The organism is Ancylobacter moscoviensis (genome assembly GCF_007559435.1).
GTDB lineage: Bacteria > Pseudomonadota > Alphaproteobacteria > Rhizobiales > Xanthobacteraceae > Ancylobacter > Ancylobacter moscoviensis.
Genome location: NZ_VMBP01000001.1, coordinates 629799 through 646067, shown reverse-complemented (window position 1 = coordinate 646067; position 16269 = coordinate 629799). Strand labels below are relative to the sequence as shown.

Genomic DNA, 16269 nt, shown 5'->3' with positions numbered 1-16269 from the left:
TAGCGCCGGGAAGGCGCGGCGTCATCCTCGCCGCGCCTGGGCCACCCACGAACACGGTCATGGCCGGGCTTGGCCCGGCCATCCACGACTTCCGTCGCTCCGGGCATGAAGTCGTGGATGCCCGGGACAAGGCCGGGCATGACGGTGCTCGGAAGAGGGCCGGGATGGTTGCCCGGCCGGTGGGCTTCGGGCATCGTGCGCCCGCCTGAGCACAGCTCAGGCAATCGAGAATTGGGGTGGGCTTGCCCGCTCCCAACGGAGCCCCGAATGCCCGAGCAAGACCCCCGCCAGGATCCCGTCGAAGCCGGCGACCACGTCGTCCTGATCGACGGTTCCGCCTATATCTTCCGCGCCTATCACGCGCTGCCGCCGCTGACCCGCACCTCGGACAAGCTCCCGGTCGGCGCCGTGGCGGGGTTCTGCAACATGCTGTGGAAGCTGGTGCGGGCGCAGGGCTTCGAGCCGAAGCCGACGCATCTGGCGGTCGTGTTCGACAAGTCCGAGCAGACCTTCCGCAAGGACATCTACCCGCTCTACAAGGCCCAGCGCCCGGACCTGCCGGAGGACCTGCGCCCGCAGTTCCCGCTCATCCGCGAGGCCACCCGCGCCTTCGACCTCGCCTGCGTCGAGCAGGACAAGTACGAGGCCGACGACCTGATGGCGACCTATGCCGAACTCGCCAAGGCCAAGGGCGCGCTCGTCACCATCATCTCCTCCGACAAGGACCTGATGCAGCTCGTCGATGCGCGCGTGCGCATGTACGACCCGATGAAGGACCGCGCCATCGGCGCCGGGGAGGTGGTCGAGAAGTTCGGCGTCGGCCCCGAGAAGGTGGTCGACGTGCAGTCGCTCGCCGGCGATTCGGTCGACAACGTGCCGGGCGTGCCGGGCATCGGCATCAAGACCGCCGCCCAGCTGCTCGCCGAATATGGCGACCTCGACACGCTGCTCGCCCGCGCCGGCGAGATCAAGCAGACCAAGCGGCGCGAGAACCTCATCGAGTTCGCCGATCAGGCCCGGCTGTCGCGCGAGCTGGTGACGCTCAAGCGCGACGTGCCGCTCGACGTGCCGCTCGACGACATCGCCGTGGTCGAGCCGGAGGGCAAGCGCCTCATCGCCTTCCTCAAGGCGATGGAGTTCACCACGCTGACCCGCCGCGTCGCCGAGGCCTACGAGATCGACGCCGGCGCCATCGAGCCCGACCCTGGCCTCCGCGCGGGCGGGGCGGAGACCGCGCTGCTCGCCGCCGGGCTCGACCCGGAGACGAAGGAACCGGCCATCCCGACCGAGGCGGCCGCGGCCCTCGGCGAAGGCTTCACGCCGCAGGCGCTTTCCGCCGCCCGCATCAAGGAGGCGGCGACCACGCCGGTCGACCGCTCGAAATACGAGACCGTCACCACGCTGGAGCGGCTCCGCGAATGGGTCGCCCGCGCCTTCGAGCTCGGGCTCATCGCGGTCGACACCGAGACCACCGGCCTCGACCCGATGCAGGCGGAGATCGTCGGCTTCTCGCTGGCCACCGCGCCGAACGAGGCCTGCTACGTCCCGCTCGCCCACAAGGGCGGCGACGAGGGCCTGTTCAGCGAAGGCCTGCTGCCGAACCAGATCCCGCTCGACGACGCCATCGCCGCCATCAAGCCGCTGATGGAGCACCCCGGCGTGCTCAAGATCGGCCAGAACCTCAAATATGACTGGCTGATCCTGAAGCGCCTCGGCATCGAGCTCGTCGCCTATGACGACACGATGCTGGTCTCCTATGTGCTCGACGCCGGCGCCTCGCCGCATGGCATGGACCCGCTCTCCATGCGCTGGCTCGGCCACACGCCGATCAAGTACGAGGAGATCTGCGGCAAGGGCAAGGGACAGATCCGCTTCGACCGCGCGCCCATCGACAAGGCGAGCGACTACGCTGCCGAGGACGCCGACGTCACGCTGCGCCTGTGGCAGGTGCTCAAGCCCCGCCTCGCCGCCGAGGGCAAGGCCACGGTCTACGAGACGCTGGAGCGCCCGCTCGTCACCGTGCTCGCGCGGATGGAAGCGCGCGGCATCACGATCGACCGGCAGATGCTCTCGCGCCTGTCCGGCGAGTTCGCTCAAGGGATGGGCCGGCTGGAGGCCGAGATCTCCGAGATGGCGGGGGAGACCTTCAACCCCGGCTCGCCCAAGCAGCTCGGCGACATCCTGTTCGGCAAGATGCAGATCCCCGGCGGCCGCAAGACCCCGACCGGCGCCTGGTCCACCGGCGCCGACGTGCTGGAGGAACTGGCCGAGCAGGGCCATGAGCTGCCGCGCCGCATCCTCGACTGGCGCCAGCTGCAGAAGCTCAAATCCACCTATACCGACGCGCTGCCGGGCTATGTGCACCCCGAGACCGGGCGCGTGCACACCTCCTTCGCGCTCGCCGCCACCACGACGGGCCGGCTCTCCTCCTCCGAGCCGAACCTGCAGAACATCCCGGTGCGCACCGAGGAAGGCCGCAAGATCCGCCAGGCCTTCATCGCCGCGCCGGGCCACAAGCTGATCTCAGCCGACTATTCGCAGATCGAGCTGCGCCTGCTCGCCGAGATCGCCGACACCCCCTCGCTGCGGCAGGCCTTCCAGGACGGGCTCGACATCCACGCGATGACGGCGTCCGAGATGTTCGGCGTGCCGATCGAGGGCATGCCCGGCGAGGTGCGCCGGCGCGCCAAGGCGATCAATTTCGGCATCATCTACGGCATCTCGGCCTTCGGGCTCGCCAACCAGCTCTCCATCCCGCGAGAGGAGGCCGGCGCCTACATCAAGCGCTATTTCGAGCGCTTCCCCGGCATCCGCGCCTATATGGACGAGACCCGCAACTTCGCGCGCGAGCACGGCTATGTGGAGACGCTGTTCGGCCGGCGCTGCCACTACCCCGACATATCCGCCAAGAACCCCTCCATCCGCGCCTTCAACGAGCGCGCGGCGATCAACGCCCGCCTGCAGGGCTCGGCGGCGGACATCATCCGCCGCGCCATGGCGCGCATGGAACCGGCGCTGGAGAAGGCGGGGCTCTCCGCCCGCATGCTGCTGCAGGTGCATGACGAGCTGATCTTCGAGGTCCCGGACGACGAGGTCGGCGCCACCATCCCGGTGGTGCGCGAGGTGATGGAGCTGGCGCCGTTCCCGGCCGTCGCTCTCGAGGTGCCGCTGAAGGTCGACGCCCGCGCGGCTTCGAATTGGGACGAGGCGCACTAGCACCGGCGAATGCGTACCTCCCCCATCTGAACGACGTCATGGCCGGGCTTGTCCCGGCCATCTACGATTGCCATGCTGGCGACATGAAGGGTGGCTTCGTCTACATCCTGACCAACCGGCCGAACGGCACCCTTTATGTCGGCGTGACTTCCGATCTTCCCCGCCGCGTCTGGGAGCATCGGGAGGGCAATGTCGACGGCTTCACCCGGCGGCACGGGCTGAAATCCCTCGTCTATTTCGAACGCCATGACGACATTACCGCCGCCATCCAGCGCGAGAAGAACATCAAGCACTGGCCCCGTGCCTGGAAAGTACGGCTCATTCACGCGGGCAATGCCGAATGGCGCGATCTCTATGAGGAAATACTGCGCTAGATCGTTTCCCGGTTCCGAACAAAGTCATGGATGCCCGGCCCAAGGCCGGGCATGACGGTATTCCCGTCACAACCGCCACCGCCCAAACGACGTCATGGCCGGGCCTGTCCCGGCCATCCACGTCTCGGGGAACCGCCTCCTCCTCAGAACTCGACGTCGAGCTCCTCCAGCTCGTCCGGCTCGGCCAGCGCGGCGGCGGTCCATTCCTTCATCGCCGGCAGCGCCAGGATGGTCCTGCAATAGGCCCGGCTCGCCGGGTCGAGCGGCACGTCATAGGTGGTGAAGCGCGAGCACACCGGCGCGTACATCGCGTCCGCCAGCGTCGGCGCCGCGCCGAACAGATACGGCCCGCCATAGGCCTTCAGGCAGCCGGTCCAGATGGTGACGATGCGCAGTATGTCGCCCTGCGCGCCGGTCCACACCTTGAAGCCGGGATGGCGCGCCTTGATGTTCATCGGCAGCGCCGAGCGCAGATTGGCGAAGCCCGAATGCATCTCGCCGGCGATGGAGCGGCAATGCGCCCGCGCTGCGCGATCCGTGGGCAGAAGCCTGGCCTCTGGCTTCAATTCATGCAGGTACTCGCCGATGGCCAGCGTGTCCCAGATGCGCAGGCCGTCATGGTCGAGACGCGGCACGAGGAAGGAGGAGGATTGCAGCAGCAGCTCGGCGCGGATCGAGGGATCCTCGGCCGAGACCCGCGCCTCGGCGATGTCGAGCCCGGCCAGCCGGCACAGCAGGAAGCCGCGCAGCGACCATGAGGAATAGTTCTTGCTACTGATCGTCAGCGTGGCCGTCGCCACAGCGGCCGCCGGTCCGGTCTTCGGCTTGTCCGCCGGTTTCGCGCCCTTCGGCGCGGACGGCTTTCCCGCCTTCGCCGGGGCGGGCGCGGAGGGTGTTGCCGTGGCGGTTTTCGACGGGACGGCCGATTTCTTGACGACACCTGCCTTGGCAACGCCTGCTTTGGCAACGCCTGCCTTGGTGACGGGCGCCTTGGCAACCGGCTCTTTGGCAGCGGGTCCCTCGGCCCCGGTCTTCGCTCGCGATCCGGGCTTGGCGCGGGGCGCGGAGCGGGATTTGGAGGTCGGGGCGGCGGCCATGGGCGTGCGTCCTGTGTCGGGTGGGCGATGATGATCGGTTGCCGCAGGGCAAACACTATTCGTGCCATTCCCGATCCGGCGCCCGCCGGGACGCCCCGGCGGACCGGGCGAAGCCGCCCGGAAGCGGCGCGGCGGAACCGCCTGAAAGCCCCGCTCTTGGCAAGCGCGCCGTTCACCCCTTACGATTCCACCCTAGATGCGCCCCGCGGCGCGTCCTTCGTCGTATCGCCCGCACCGCCCGCGCCCGCTAACCTGTCCTCTCCCCGGGGCGGGCCCTTAATCCTCCCGCCCGGCCCGCGCCGCGCGAACCGCATCACCCGCTGCCTCACCGGCCGCCCCACCTCCTGCCACAAGACCCGCCGCCGATGATCTACGCCGCCTATCAGGCCCAGACCGATCTGTTCGATCCCGTCCGCGTGGCGGCGCGCCTCTCCCGGCGGGTCCTCAGCACCGCCATGGGCGGCTTCGGCGACAGCGCCGTGCTGCGCAATCTCTCCGCCGCCTTCGAGATGATCGAGCGCGCCGGCCTCAGCCACCACCGCCCCGCCTTCGGCATCGAGCGCGTCACGGTCGGCAACCGCGAGGTCGAGGTGCGCGAGGAGGTGGCGCTGGCGCTGCCCTTCGGCTCGCTGCTGCATTTCGCCAAGGACATCGACCAGCCGCAGCCGCGCATCCTCGTCGTCGCCCCGCTGTCCGGCCATTTCGCCACGCTGCTGCAGGACACGGTGAAGACCCTGCTGCCGGAGAACGACGTCTACGTCACCGACTGGCACAATGCGCGCGACGTGCCGCTCGCCGCCGGCGGCTTCGGCTTCGACGACTATGTCGAGCACGTCATCCGCTTCACGCAGGCGATGGGCGAGGGCGGGCACCTGCTCGCCGTCTGCCAGCCCTGCGTGCAGGTGCTCGCCGCGGCGGCGGTGATGGCCCAGCAGGACGACCCGGCCCAGCCGCGCTCCATGACGCTGATGGCCGGGCCGGTCGACACCCGCATCAACCCGACCAAGGTCAACGAGCTCGCCACCTCCAAGCCGCTCGACTGGTTCGAGAAGAACCTCATCGCCACCGTGCCGCCGGGCTTTGCCGGTGCGGGCCGCCGGGTCTATCCCGGCTTCGTGCAGGTCGGCGCCTTCATGGCGATGAACCTCGACCGCCACGTGAAGGCGCATGTCGAGCTGTTCGAGAACCTCGCCATGGGCGAGCACGAGAAGGCGCACACCGCCAAGACCTTCTACGACGAGTATTTCGCCGTGCTCGACCTCGCCGCCGAGTTCTATCTGGAGACCATCGCCAAGGTGTTCCAGGAGCACGAGCTGCCGCGCGGCGTGCTCACCTATCGCGGCGAAAGGATCGATTTCCGCGCCATCCGCCGCACCGCGCTGCTCACCGTGGAGGGCGAGCGCGACGACATCTGCGCCGTGGGCCAGACCGTCGCCGCGCAGGACATCTGCTCCTCGCTGCGCCCGCATCTGCGCCGCCACCACCTGCAGGCCGGCGTCGGCCATTACGGCGTGTTCTCGGGCCGCCGCTGGAAGGGCCAGGTCTACCCGCTGGTGCGCAACCACGTGCTGGCGAGCGACGCGTAGGGCTGCGTTCCTCTTGTCGTCATCCCGGACGGGCGCGTCCCGTTCGCAGACCGTCATGCCCGGCCTTGGGCCGGGCATCCACGACTTTGCGGGTGAAAGGAAGGCGTGGATGGCCGGGACAAGCCCGGCCATGACGTCGCTTCCGCGGGAGCGTCGGCATTCGGAGCCATAGCCGGCCGACCCGCCTTCCCCACCCGCATTACCCCTGCAACCCGCCCACGCCCCGTCACGTGCCCGTCACCATTGACGCGGCACGCTGCGGCATCCCATGGTGCCCCCGCACTTTCCTGTCCCTCGGAACCAAAGGAGTCCCCCCGAGAATGTCAGTTTGGCCGGTCTACGGAAAAATCGACGGTCCCATTGTGATGATCGGCTTCGGGTCGATCGGGCGCGGTACCCTGCCCCTGCTGGAGCGGCATCTCGATTTCGACAAGGATCGCCTGACCGTCATCGATCCGGTGGACGACAACCGCGCCCTGCTCGATGAGCGCGGCATCCGCTTCCTGCAGCTGGCAATCACCCGGGAAAACTACCGCGAGGTGCTCACCCCGCTGCTCACCACCGGCGGCCGCGGCTTCGTCGTGAACCTGTCGGTGGACACCGGCTCGGTCGACATCATGACGCTCGCCCGCGAATGCGGTGCGCTCTACATCGACACGGTGATCGAGCCCTGGCTCGGCTTCTATTTCGACAAGGACGCCACGGCGGCCAGCCGCTCCAACTACGCGCTGCGCGAGACGCTGCTGGAGGCCAAGCGCCGCAATCCCGGCGGGCCGACCGCCGTCTCCACCTGCGGCGCCAATCCCGGCATGGTGTCCTGGTTCGTGAAGCAGGCGCTGGTCGACCTCGCCCGCGACATCGGCCTCGCCTTCGACGAGCCCGCCAGCCGCGAGGACTGGGCGGCGCTGATGAGCCGCGTCGGCGTCAAGGGCATCCACATCGCCGAGCGCGACACCCAGCGCGCCCGCGACCCGCGCCCCTTCGGCAAATTCGTCAACACCTGGTCGGTCGAGGGCTTCGTCTCCGAAGGCCTCCAGCCGGCCGAGCTCGGCTGGGGTACCCATGAGAAGTGGATGCCCGCCAACGGCCACACCCATAATTTCGGTTCCGGCGCGGCGATCTACCTGATGCAGGCCGGCGCGGCGACGAAGGTGCGCACCTGGTGCCCGAGCCTCGGGCCGCAGCACGGCTTCCTTGTCACCCACAACGAGTCGATCTCGATCGCCGACTACTACACGGTGCGCAACGGCGCGCAGGTCGCCTACCGCCCGACCTGCCACTACGCCTACCACCCCTGCAACGACGCGCTGCTGTCCTGGCACGAGACCTTCGGCAATGAGGGCAAGTTCTCCGGCGACTGGGCCATCCTCGACGAGCACGAGGTGGTCGACGGGCGCGACGAGCTGGGCGTGCTGCTCTTCGGCCACGAGAAGAACGCCTACTGGTACGGCTCGCAGCTCACCATCGAGGAAACCCGCAAGCTCGCGCCCTACCAGAACGCGACCGGCCTTCAGGTCACCTCCGCCGTGCTCGCGGGCATGGTGTGGGCGCTGGAGAACCCGGAGGCGGGCATCGTCGAGACCGACGAGATGGACTACCGCCGCTGCCTGGCGATCCAGAAGCCCTATCTCGGCAAGGTGAAGGGCTACTACACCGACTGGACCCCCCTCGACGGCCGCCCCGGCCTGTTCCCCGAGGACATCGACACGAGCGATCCCTGGCAGTTCCGCAACATCCTGGTGCGGTGAGGCGCGGCGGCGCGCCTCGGCAGCCTCTCATGAAAAAGCGGCCTCCAGCACATCACGCGCTGCGTAACGCGGTGCGCTCGATGAAAGATCGGCGATGGGCGTGCGGATCGCCGTGACCTTGTTCAGATCGGACAGGGCCTTTCCGACCACGCGTTCGAGCTCATCCGCCAAATGTTCAGCGGTCACCACGTCAAGGCTCGAGATCAGGCTGCTACGCTGCGTCAGGTCCTTGCACTCGTAGCCGTTGGTGATCGTCCGTACCCCGGCGAAGGCCATTTCTAGCGGGGGATAGCTCGGATGTGGTGAGAGCATCAGCGATACTCCGACCGAGGCCCGGCTGAGCAGACCGGCATACTCTTCCAGCGGCATCTTGCCGGTGATCAGGGCCTCCGGCAGCCGAGGCAGCAATTGCTCCGGAAATCTCTCGCCGATGCAATAAAGCTTCCAGTCTGCCGCAATGGTCGGGTTACGGCGGGCCCAGAGCGCGATACCATCAAGACCTATCTCAAAGCAATTGCGCGTCGCAGACGGGCGTGAATAGAAGAGGATGATAGGCTCGCGCGGCACTGGTGCCAGGGCCGCCGCAATTTTCTCGTTCGGTGAATAGGGAAGCATGTAGCTCGATGAAAAGCTGTATCGTTGCGAAAAGAAATTGGCGAGCTCTTCCGAATTGAAGACCGCCACCGTGTCATAGCCATATTGATATGTGGCTTCCGCGAGTGCGAAACGACCCGACCAGCCGTAGAAATTCGATTCGTAGTCTTGAATAAGATAGATGACTTTGCGAGCGGATTCGAAGAATTCTTTTTGCTTTTCGAGTAGGCGAAACGCGTTCGCCGCTGTCCACCACGCCGTTGCTACGAAGACGTCCTGTTCACTCAATTCCAGTTCAGCGTAAAGGCGGTCCGAGCAGTCCACAACGACCTGGTGCCCGCCGGTTTCCATGCCAAGCTTCTGCACGTCAAAGGCCCGTAGGGATATCGGCAGTTCGCCCTCGACGGACGTCTCTGTCACCAGAATGCGTAGATCGACGTCGCCGGCCGCACCAAGCTCGAGGAAGACTTTCAACGCCGTCGATATTCCACCGAAAATATGCTCTGGCCGCAGGGTCGGAACGAGAAGATTCAAGCGTCGGGCTTTGCTCTCCGTCTTCACCGCCATCAGGCGCAGTGTTTCAGGTATCGATGTCTGGGCAAGCGGCACCAGATCATCGTTCGACGACAATAGCGAGCGGAAACGCCGTGCGGCTACCGGCTTGCCCGTCGCTGCAAGCGTCGTCCGGCGCCACTGGAAACCCGCAGCCTCAACGAAATAGAGCATGCAACGCTCGATGGCGTGAGCCGAAGTGCCGTCTATCTGTCCCTCTTCAGGGGGAAAGTCGTCCCAGTCCAGCCCGAGATCGAGCAGTGGACGTATCGCTTCCGAGCGTGCCCAGAACATCGACCCGGACGGGAATTCGAGGATGTGAGCCGCATCTAGCCGGACGCCAACGCGTTTCAGCAGATCTTTCGCGAGGTCGAAATCGTAACCCCAGTTGATGACCGGCTTGATGAAGTTGGCATGCTCCCGATAAACCGCTCCGACATGCGTTTCGGAAAGCAACGATAGATTAGACAGCGCAATTTCGCGGGTCCCGATCAGCCCCTCGAGCAGGTGATCGCGCCACCCTGCATAGACATCGCCAGCATGGGGGGATTTCTTGGAATGCAAATGCAGGAAGGCAGGATAGCGCTCATAGACATCCCGGAAACCGATCAACTTCGGAGCAATGTCGCGACCACGGTTAGGTAGGATCCGAACATCGACTTCGTCGAACAGGTCGAATTTCGCGATAGTCTCCAGAATCAGTTCGCGCTTCTCCGCAGTGTCCGTTGAAACGAACAGCCCCATCGGTTGCGGAATATTGGAGATGTAGCCCAGCATTCCATCGAGAACATCCGGATAGAAAACATGCGCGATGACAGCAACCTTATCGAAGGCGATGTCATGACGGCCGCTGAAAGGGATGCGAACGCTGGGATTGATATCGTTCGGCAGTGTGCGCGCGACGATCGCCCCAATCGCATCGCGATGCCCGGCCTTGCGGAAATCATCGCGTATGGTCGGCAGATCGTAGCGGCTCCCCTGTTCGATATAATGGAGCAGCGGATTGCCGCGCGCCTCGGGATTCTGCTTGATGTAGAATTCGGGATCGAAGCGCGCATTCGGCCAGCGCAGTTCGGCGGCGCCATTCTCGATGTAGTGCTGCAGCGGATTTACCCGCGAGACGCGCACATCCACGTAACGCGCTTCGTAGAACTGCGTATCGAAGAGCGGGTGCGGCTGGCGCCCCTCTGAGGCACCCGACTCGATGTAATGGATCAGCGCGTTAACGGCAGCGCCGGCAACATCGGGATTCTGCTCGCGATACCACGTGGTTAAAAAAAGGGAGAAGGATCGAGCCCTTCGCGATCGCCGAACTTCAAATAATGCTTGAACGGATCACCCTCGATCCGATGCGGGTTTTGTTTTGCGTACCAGCCCGCGTCGAAAATTCGGCGCCCAATCTCGACAACCTGCTCGCTTCCACCCCGGTGCCGCCGAGATCCAACCTTCTTGAATATCTTCATGTGCCAGACAAACTGCTTTTTTTCGCCATATCAGACCAGTCCTCGCTGCCACAAACGTCGTGCCACTGCCAACAGTGCACAATTCTGAGAGCCGCAGACCAGATCTGACCGATTCCTGTCGCATCCTGATACCACAGACGCAATGGTCAGTTCCAAAACGGCTCACGTGCTATGCTGGCGCGCCGTTCCTCGCCGACGGTCCCCTTCCAGGAAACATCCGCCCGCGCCCTAGATAGACCGAATAGGGCTAGATCCGAAATATTTCGTAACGCGTTCCACTGCTCCTAACGGGATGTGGCCCCAAAGCGTAATTGCCGGGACCGTTGGAAACCCACCTCCTTCCGCCTATAAGCTCGCGCTGCGTGTTGGGTTTCCGTCAGGCGAGGTATGCCGATGAACAAGACCGTTGTGGTCAACGAGGCGTCCGTGGCGCTCACCCCCGGCCCCGATGGCGGCCTGCCGGCCGGCCATCCGCCCGTCGCCTTCGGCAAGATCGGCGTGCTCATCGTCAATCTCGGCACGCCGGACGGCACCGACTACTGGTCGATGCGGCGCTACCTCAAGGAATTCCTCTCCGACCGCCGGGTGATCGAGGTCAACCGCGCGCTGTGGTGGTTCCTGCTCAATGTCGTCATCCTCTCCCGCCGGCCGCAGGCCAAGGGCAAGGACTACGCGACCATCTGGAACAAGGAGCGGAACGAGGGGCCGCTGCGCACCATCACCCGCGCGCAGTCGGAAAAGCTCTCGGCCAGCCTCGGCCCGCTCGACGGGCGCCTCGTCTTCGACTGGGCGATGCGCTACGGCAACCCGTCCGTCGCCTCGCGCATCGAGGCGCTGCAGGCACAGGGCTGCGAGCGTATCCTTCTGGTGCCGCTCTATCCGCAATACGCTGCCGCCACCTCCGCCACGGTGTGCGACGCCGCCTTCGACGCACTGAAGAAGATGCGCTGGCAGCCGGTGCTGCGCGTCGCCCCGCACTGGCCGGACGAGCCCGCCTATATCGAGGCGCTCGCCAATTCCATTACCTCGGAACTCGGCAAGCTCGACTGGGAGCCGGAACTGATGCTCGCCTCCTTCCACGGCATTCCGAAGGAATATTTCGAGAAGGGCGACCCCTATCACTGCTACTGCTACAAGACCGTGCGCCTGCTGCGCGAAAAGCTGGGCTGGCCGGAGGAGAAGCTCAGGCTCACCTTCCAGTCGCGCTTCGGCAAGGCGGAATGGCTGCAGCCCTACACCGACAAGACGGTGGAGGCGCTGGCGAAATCCGGCGTGAAGCGGCTCGCCGTCATCACCCCCGGCTTCGTCGCCGACTGCCTGGAGACGCTGGAGGAGATCGGCGGCGAGAACGCCGAGATCTTCCACCACAATGGCGGCGAGAAGTTCCACTTCATCGAATGCCTGAACGACACGCCGGACGGCATGGCGGTGCTGGAGACGGTGATCCGCCGCGAGCTGAAGGGCTGGGCCGAGCTGGGCTGAGGTCGCGACGGCGGGACGAGCCGGCGCATCCCGCATGAGCGCCGTCAGGCCCGGCCCTGCGCCGGGCATCCAGGACTTCCCCTCGCCCCTCGCCAGGGCGTCGATGGCCGGGCCAAGCCCGGCCTGACGTTCCTCTGTCTCAAGCCGTCATCCCGGATCCGTCTTCGGCCGTCCCGGATGACGAGAGCCGGAGACCCGCCGCACCTATCAAGCCCGAAACCCAACGTGTTTTGCGCCGCCGCCCGGCTTGACCCATCCGGCTTGGTCCATCCGGCTTGACCGATGCAGAATGCCCCCGCGACATCCTCGACGAGGCCTGCCTTGCCCGACACCCCTTCCTCCTCCCGCACCGAGATGCAGAAGATGCTGGCCGGCGAGCTTTACCGGCCCGGCGACCCGGAGATCCAGGCCGCGCAGGCCGCCAATTTCGCCTGGCTCGCCCGCTTCAACGCCTCGCTCACCCTCTCGCGCGACGAGCGCCGGGTGCTGGTGCGCGAGGGGCTGGGCTCAGCGGGCGAGCGCACCGGCATCCGCCCGCCCTTCCACTGCGACTACGGCTTCAACATCCACCTCGGCAGCGGCGTCTTCCTGAATTTCGACTGCGTGGTGCTCGACGTGGCGCGCGTCACCATCGGCGACGGCACCGAGATCGGCCCCGGCGTGCACATCTACACCGCCGACCACCCGCGCGACCCGGAGGTCCGCCGCTCGGGCCTGGAATATGGCCGGCCCGTCCATATCGGCCGCAATGTCTGGATCGGCGGCAAGGCGATCATCCTGCCGGGCGTGACCATCGGCGACGACGCGCTGGTCGGCGCCGGCGCGGTGGTGACGCGCGACGTCCCCGCCGGCGCCACCGTCGTCGGCAATCCCGCGCGGGTGGTCGCGCCGCGGGAGGGCTAGAGTATTTTCGAGCGAAGCGGGCACCGGCTCGCGTGAAGAAAAGACGCCAGCTCGGAGATTTCGAGCGTTTCCGCTAAACCCTGAAACGCTCTAATCGTCCTCGCCGGTGCGGGCGAAGCGGTCGGTGAAGGCGAGCACCGCATAGGCGGCGAGGAACAGCACGCTCGCCGCCATCAGCCAGCGCACCTGCGTCTCGCTCACATCAGTCTCCAGCCGCATCAGCGCCTTGAGCAGGGTGATGGCGGAGATCGCCATCAGCGAGGCGAACAGCTTGAGCTTCAGCCCGGCGAAGCTGATCCGCGTCATCCAGGCCGGCGATTCCGGCGCCTGCCGCCGGTCGATCCGCTCGACGAAATTCTCGTAGCCGGACTGGATCACGATCACCATCAGCCCGCCGACCAGCACGAGGTCGAGCAGCGTCAGCAGCTCCATGATCACCGCCGTCTCGCTCATCGCGGTGAGCTGGAGGGCGAAGCTCCACAGCCGCATGGCGAAGGCGACGACGAGCAACACGAGCCCGAGCGCAAGGCCGATGAACAACGGCACCATCGCCCAGCGGCTGAGCAGCACGAGACGCACGATGAAACGGCCGAACGTGCCCGGCATGCTCATCACTCCCCGAAGGCCCGAAGGCGCCGGCGGTCGAGGGCAGGGATGGGGAGCATGGAAAGCCTCCTGGGGGCGGGGCGGGAGGCGTGATGCTACCGGAGCCGCATGACGGCTTCAAACAGGGCGCGGCTCAGGGACCAACGTCGTCCGGCAGCGTGGCCGGCGGGTCACGCGCATCGACGCCGGTCGGCGTGAAAGGGCGGATGTTGCGCGTCAGCACCGTGAGCCCATGGACCGAGGCGGTCGCGGCGATGATCAGGTCGGCCAGCTCGACCACCTGCGGGCGCGCCGCCTCCGCAAGCTGCGTGAGCCGCAGCGCCACCGCCGCATCCATCGGCAGCACGCGGTCGCCGAAATCGGCGAGGATCGCCGCCAGCAGCGGAGGCGTGGATCCCCGGGCCCGGCCCGGGGATGACGGCGTCTGGCTTCTTTCCCGTCGCTCGTCCCCTACCTCGTCATCCTGGATCAGCCTTCGGCTGCGCGGGCCCTGCCCTTGGGCTCGCCGGAGGCAAGATCCGAGAGGTCGGAGACGATGGGCGAAACAAAAACGGCCGGCGTGTCGCCACGCCGGCCGTCGTCTTGTTCACCGGTCAGGCGGTGAGGGTGGAAACCCTCACTCGGCCTTCTCGGAAGCCTTCTTCAGGGCGGCGCCGAGGATGTCGCCGAGCGAAGCGCCCGAATCCTGCGAGCCGAACTGCGCCACGGCTTCCTTCTCCTCGGCGATCTCGAGCGCCTTGATCGAGACCTGCACCTTGCGCGCCTTGCGGTCGAACAGGGTGACGCGGGCGTCGAACTTCTCGCCGACCGCGAAGCGGTCCGGGCGCTGGTCGCCGCGGTCGCGGGCCAGTTCCGAGCGCTTGACGAAGGTGGTCATGTCGGTGCCGGCGATCTTCACGTCGACGCCGCCTTCCTTCACGTCGATCACTTCGCAGGTCACGATCGAGCCCTTCTTGAGCTCGCCCGAATCCTGGAAGGGGTCGCCGCCGAGCTGCTTCACGCCGAGCGAGATGCGCTCCTTCTCGACGTCCACGTCGAGAACGACCGCCTTGATCACGTCGCCCTTCTTGAACTCGTCGATGACCTGCTCGCCCGGACGGTTCCAGTCGAGGTCCGAGAGGTGGACCATGCCGTCGACGTCGCCGTCGAGACCCAGGAACAGACCGAACTCGGTCTTGTTCTTGACCTCGCCCTCGACGGTCGAGCCGGCCGGATACTTCTCGGCGAAGGCTTCCCACGGGTTCTGCAGGGTCTGCTTGAGGCCCAGCGAGATGCGGCGCTTGACCGGATCCACCTCGAGGATCGCGACTTCCACTTCCTGCGAAGTGGCGACGATCTTGCCGGGGTGGACGTTCTTCTTGGTCCAGCTCATCTCGGAGACGTGGATCAGGCCCTCGATCCCCGGCTCCAGCTCGACGAACGCGCCGTAGTCGGTGATGTTGGTCACGCGGCCCTTGAAGCGGGCGTTGACCGGGTACTTGGCCTCGATGCCCTCCCACGGATCGCCGAGCAGCTGCTTCATGCCGAGCGAGATGCGGTGGGTCTCGTGGTTGATCTTGATGATCTTCACCTTGACCGTCTGGCCGATGTTCAGCACCTCGGTCGGGTGGTTCACGCGGCGCCAGGCGATGTCGGTGACGTGCAGCAGGCCGTCAATGCCGCCGAGGTCGACGAACGCACCGTAGTCGGTGATGTTCTTGACCACGCCGTCGATGACCTGACCCTCTTCGAGGTTCTGCACCAGCTCGTGACGCTGCTCGGCGCGGGTCTCTTCGAGAACCGTGCGGCGCGAGACCACGATGTTGCCGCGGCGACGGTCCATCTTGAGGATCTGGAACGGCTGCGGGTTGTGCATCAGCGGGGCGACGTCGCGGATCGGGCGGATGTCGACCTGGCTGCGCGGCAGGAAGGCCACGGCGCCGTCGAGGTCGACGGTGAAGCCGCCCTTCACCTGGTTGAAGATCACGCCGGTGACCTTCTCCTGGGCGTTGAACGCCTTCTCGAGGCGGACCCAGCTCTCTTCGCGGCGGGCCTTGTCGCGCGACAGGACGGCTTCGCCGAGCGCATTCTCGACGCGCTCGAGATAGACCTCGACCTCGTCGCCGACCGTGATGGTCTGGTCGCGGCCGGGACCGGCGAATTCGCGCAGGGCCACGCGGCCCTCGGTCTTCAGGCCGATGTCGATGATCGCGAGGTCCTTCTCGATCGCGACGACCGTGCCCTTGACCACCGTGCCCTCGGCGGGCTCGGCCTGATTGAAGCTCTCTTCGAGCATCGCGGCGAAATCGTCACGCGCGGCGCTGAGGGATTGAGTAGCGGACATTTATGCTCCTGGTCGCCAATGCGCCGGCACGGGGTTGGGGATCGTTCCATCCGTCGCGGGCACCGGGACCTGGCTCTTCCCGGTGCAACCTCTCGCGAAGCCCGGCGCATTGGCCGCGACGTCGGGAACGTGAAACCCGGCTCCGCGCGGCGGGGCAGTGCCTCGACGCGGCGGGACCGGGGAAACGCGGTACATGATCCGAACCGGGCCATCGCGCCGGAACGGTCGAAAATCATCTGGAATCCGGCACCGGCCGCCCTTCCCGCCAGCGCCTTGTTCTGCAAGGCGGAACGGACGATACGCCACGGTGTCGTCGGGCCGCTTG

12 protein-coding genes are annotated in these 16269 nt (G+C 66.3%); 7 read left to right on the top strand and 5 right to left on the bottom strand.

Going from position 1 to position 16269, the window contains the following annotated elements:
- Nucleotides 1–267: 267 nt before the first annotated feature.
- On the top strand, nt 268–3216 hold the full coding sequence (polA, locus tag FO470_RS02975; RefSeq protein ID WP_144341421.1) for a DNA polymerase I: 2949 nt from the start codon (nt 268–270) through the stop codon (nt 3214–3216).
- Between the two features lie 38 nt (nt 3217–3254).
- Entirely contained in the window at nt 3255–3590 is a 336-nt protein-coding gene (locus FO470_RS02970) for a GIY-YIG nuclease family protein (RefSeq protein ID WP_144341420.1), read from the top strand.
- Nucleotides 3591–3733: 143 nt separating this feature from the next.
- On the opposite strand, the gene FO470_RS02965 is transcribed toward FO470_RS02970, so the two are convergent.
- Nucleotides 3734–4390 carry a glutathione S-transferase gene (locus tag FO470_RS02965; protein WP_144341419.1) on the bottom strand — a complete coding sequence of 219 codons (657 nt, stop codon included), beginning with the start codon at nt 4388–4390 and terminating at the stop codon, nt 3734–3736.
- On the opposite strand from FO470_RS02965, the gene FO470_RS02960 reads away from it, so the two are divergent.
- The 3 genes from FO470_RS02960 to FO470_RS02950 all read left to right on the top strand — a co-directional run bounded on the left by FO470_RS02960 (nt 4359) and on the right by FO470_RS02950 (nt 8021).
- Nucleotides 4359–4718, top strand: coding sequence for a hypothetical protein (locus tag FO470_RS02960; RefSeq protein WP_144341418.1), 360 nt, complete (start codon nt 4359–4361; stop codon nt 4716–4718). The genes FO470_RS02965 and FO470_RS02960 overlap by 32 nt on opposite strands.
- A 334-nt stretch (nt 4719–5052) precedes the next feature.
- Nucleotides 5053–6273 carry a polyhydroxyalkanoate depolymerase gene (locus FO470_RS02955; RefSeq protein WP_144341417.1) on the top strand — a complete coding sequence of 407 codons (1221 nt, stop codon included), beginning with the start codon at nt 5053–5055 and terminating at the stop codon, nt 6271–6273.
- 320 nt (nt 6274–6593) lie between these two features.
- On the top strand, nt 6594–8021 hold the full coding sequence (locus FO470_RS02950) for a homospermidine synthase (RefSeq protein WP_144341416.1): 1428 nt from the start codon (nt 6594–6596) through the stop codon (nt 8019–8021).
- 27 nt (nt 8022–8048) lie between these two features.
- Here FO470_RS02950 and FO470_RS02945 read toward each other — a convergent pair whose 3' ends face one another.
- Nucleotides 8049–10301 (bottom strand): rhamnosyltransferase WsaF family glycosyltransferase, encoded by a 2253-nt coding sequence (locus FO470_RS02945; protein WP_186291812.1) that lies wholly within the window; start codon nt 10299–10301, stop codon nt 8049–8051.
- A 722-nt stretch (nt 10302–11023) separates the two neighbouring features.
- On the opposite strand from FO470_RS02945, the gene hemH reads away from it, so the two are divergent.
- Both hemH and FO470_RS02935 read left to right on the top strand, forming a co-directional pair.
- Nucleotides 11024–12112 carry a ferrochelatase gene (gene hemH / locus FO470_RS02940; protein WP_144341414.1) on the top strand — a complete coding sequence of 363 codons (1089 nt, stop codon included), beginning with the start codon at nt 11024–11026 and terminating at the stop codon, nt 12110–12112.
- 354 nt (nt 12113–12466) lie between these two features.
- A complete protein-coding gene (locus tag FO470_RS02935) occupies nt 12467–13015 on the top strand; it encodes a sugar O-acetyltransferase (protein WP_246659487.1) in 549 nt (182 codons plus the stop codon).
- A gap of 90 nt (nt 13016–13105) precedes the next feature.
- Here the strand turns inward: FO470_RS02935 and FO470_RS02930 are convergent, their stop codons facing one another.
- The 3 genes from FO470_RS02930 to rpsA form a co-directional block, all read right to left on the bottom strand.
- The gene (locus FO470_RS02930; RefSeq protein ID WP_144341412.1) at nt 13106–13621 is read right to left on the bottom strand and encodes a YqhA family protein; all 516 of its coding nucleotides are present in this window, start codon (nt 13619–13621) and stop codon (nt 13106–13108) included.
- A gap of 133 nt (nt 13622–13754) precedes the next feature.
- Nucleotides 13755–13991 carry a PIN domain-containing protein gene (locus FO470_RS02925; RefSeq protein WP_335880575.1) on the bottom strand — a complete coding sequence of 79 codons (237 nt, stop codon included), beginning with the start codon at nt 13989–13991 and terminating at the stop codon, nt 13755–13757.
- 246 nt (nt 13992–14237) lie between these two features.
- Entirely contained in the window at nt 14238–15944 is a 1707-nt protein-coding gene (rpsA, locus tag FO470_RS02920; RefSeq protein ID WP_144341411.1) for a 30S ribosomal protein S1, read from the bottom strand.
- Nucleotides 15945–16269 lie beyond the last annotated feature (325 nt).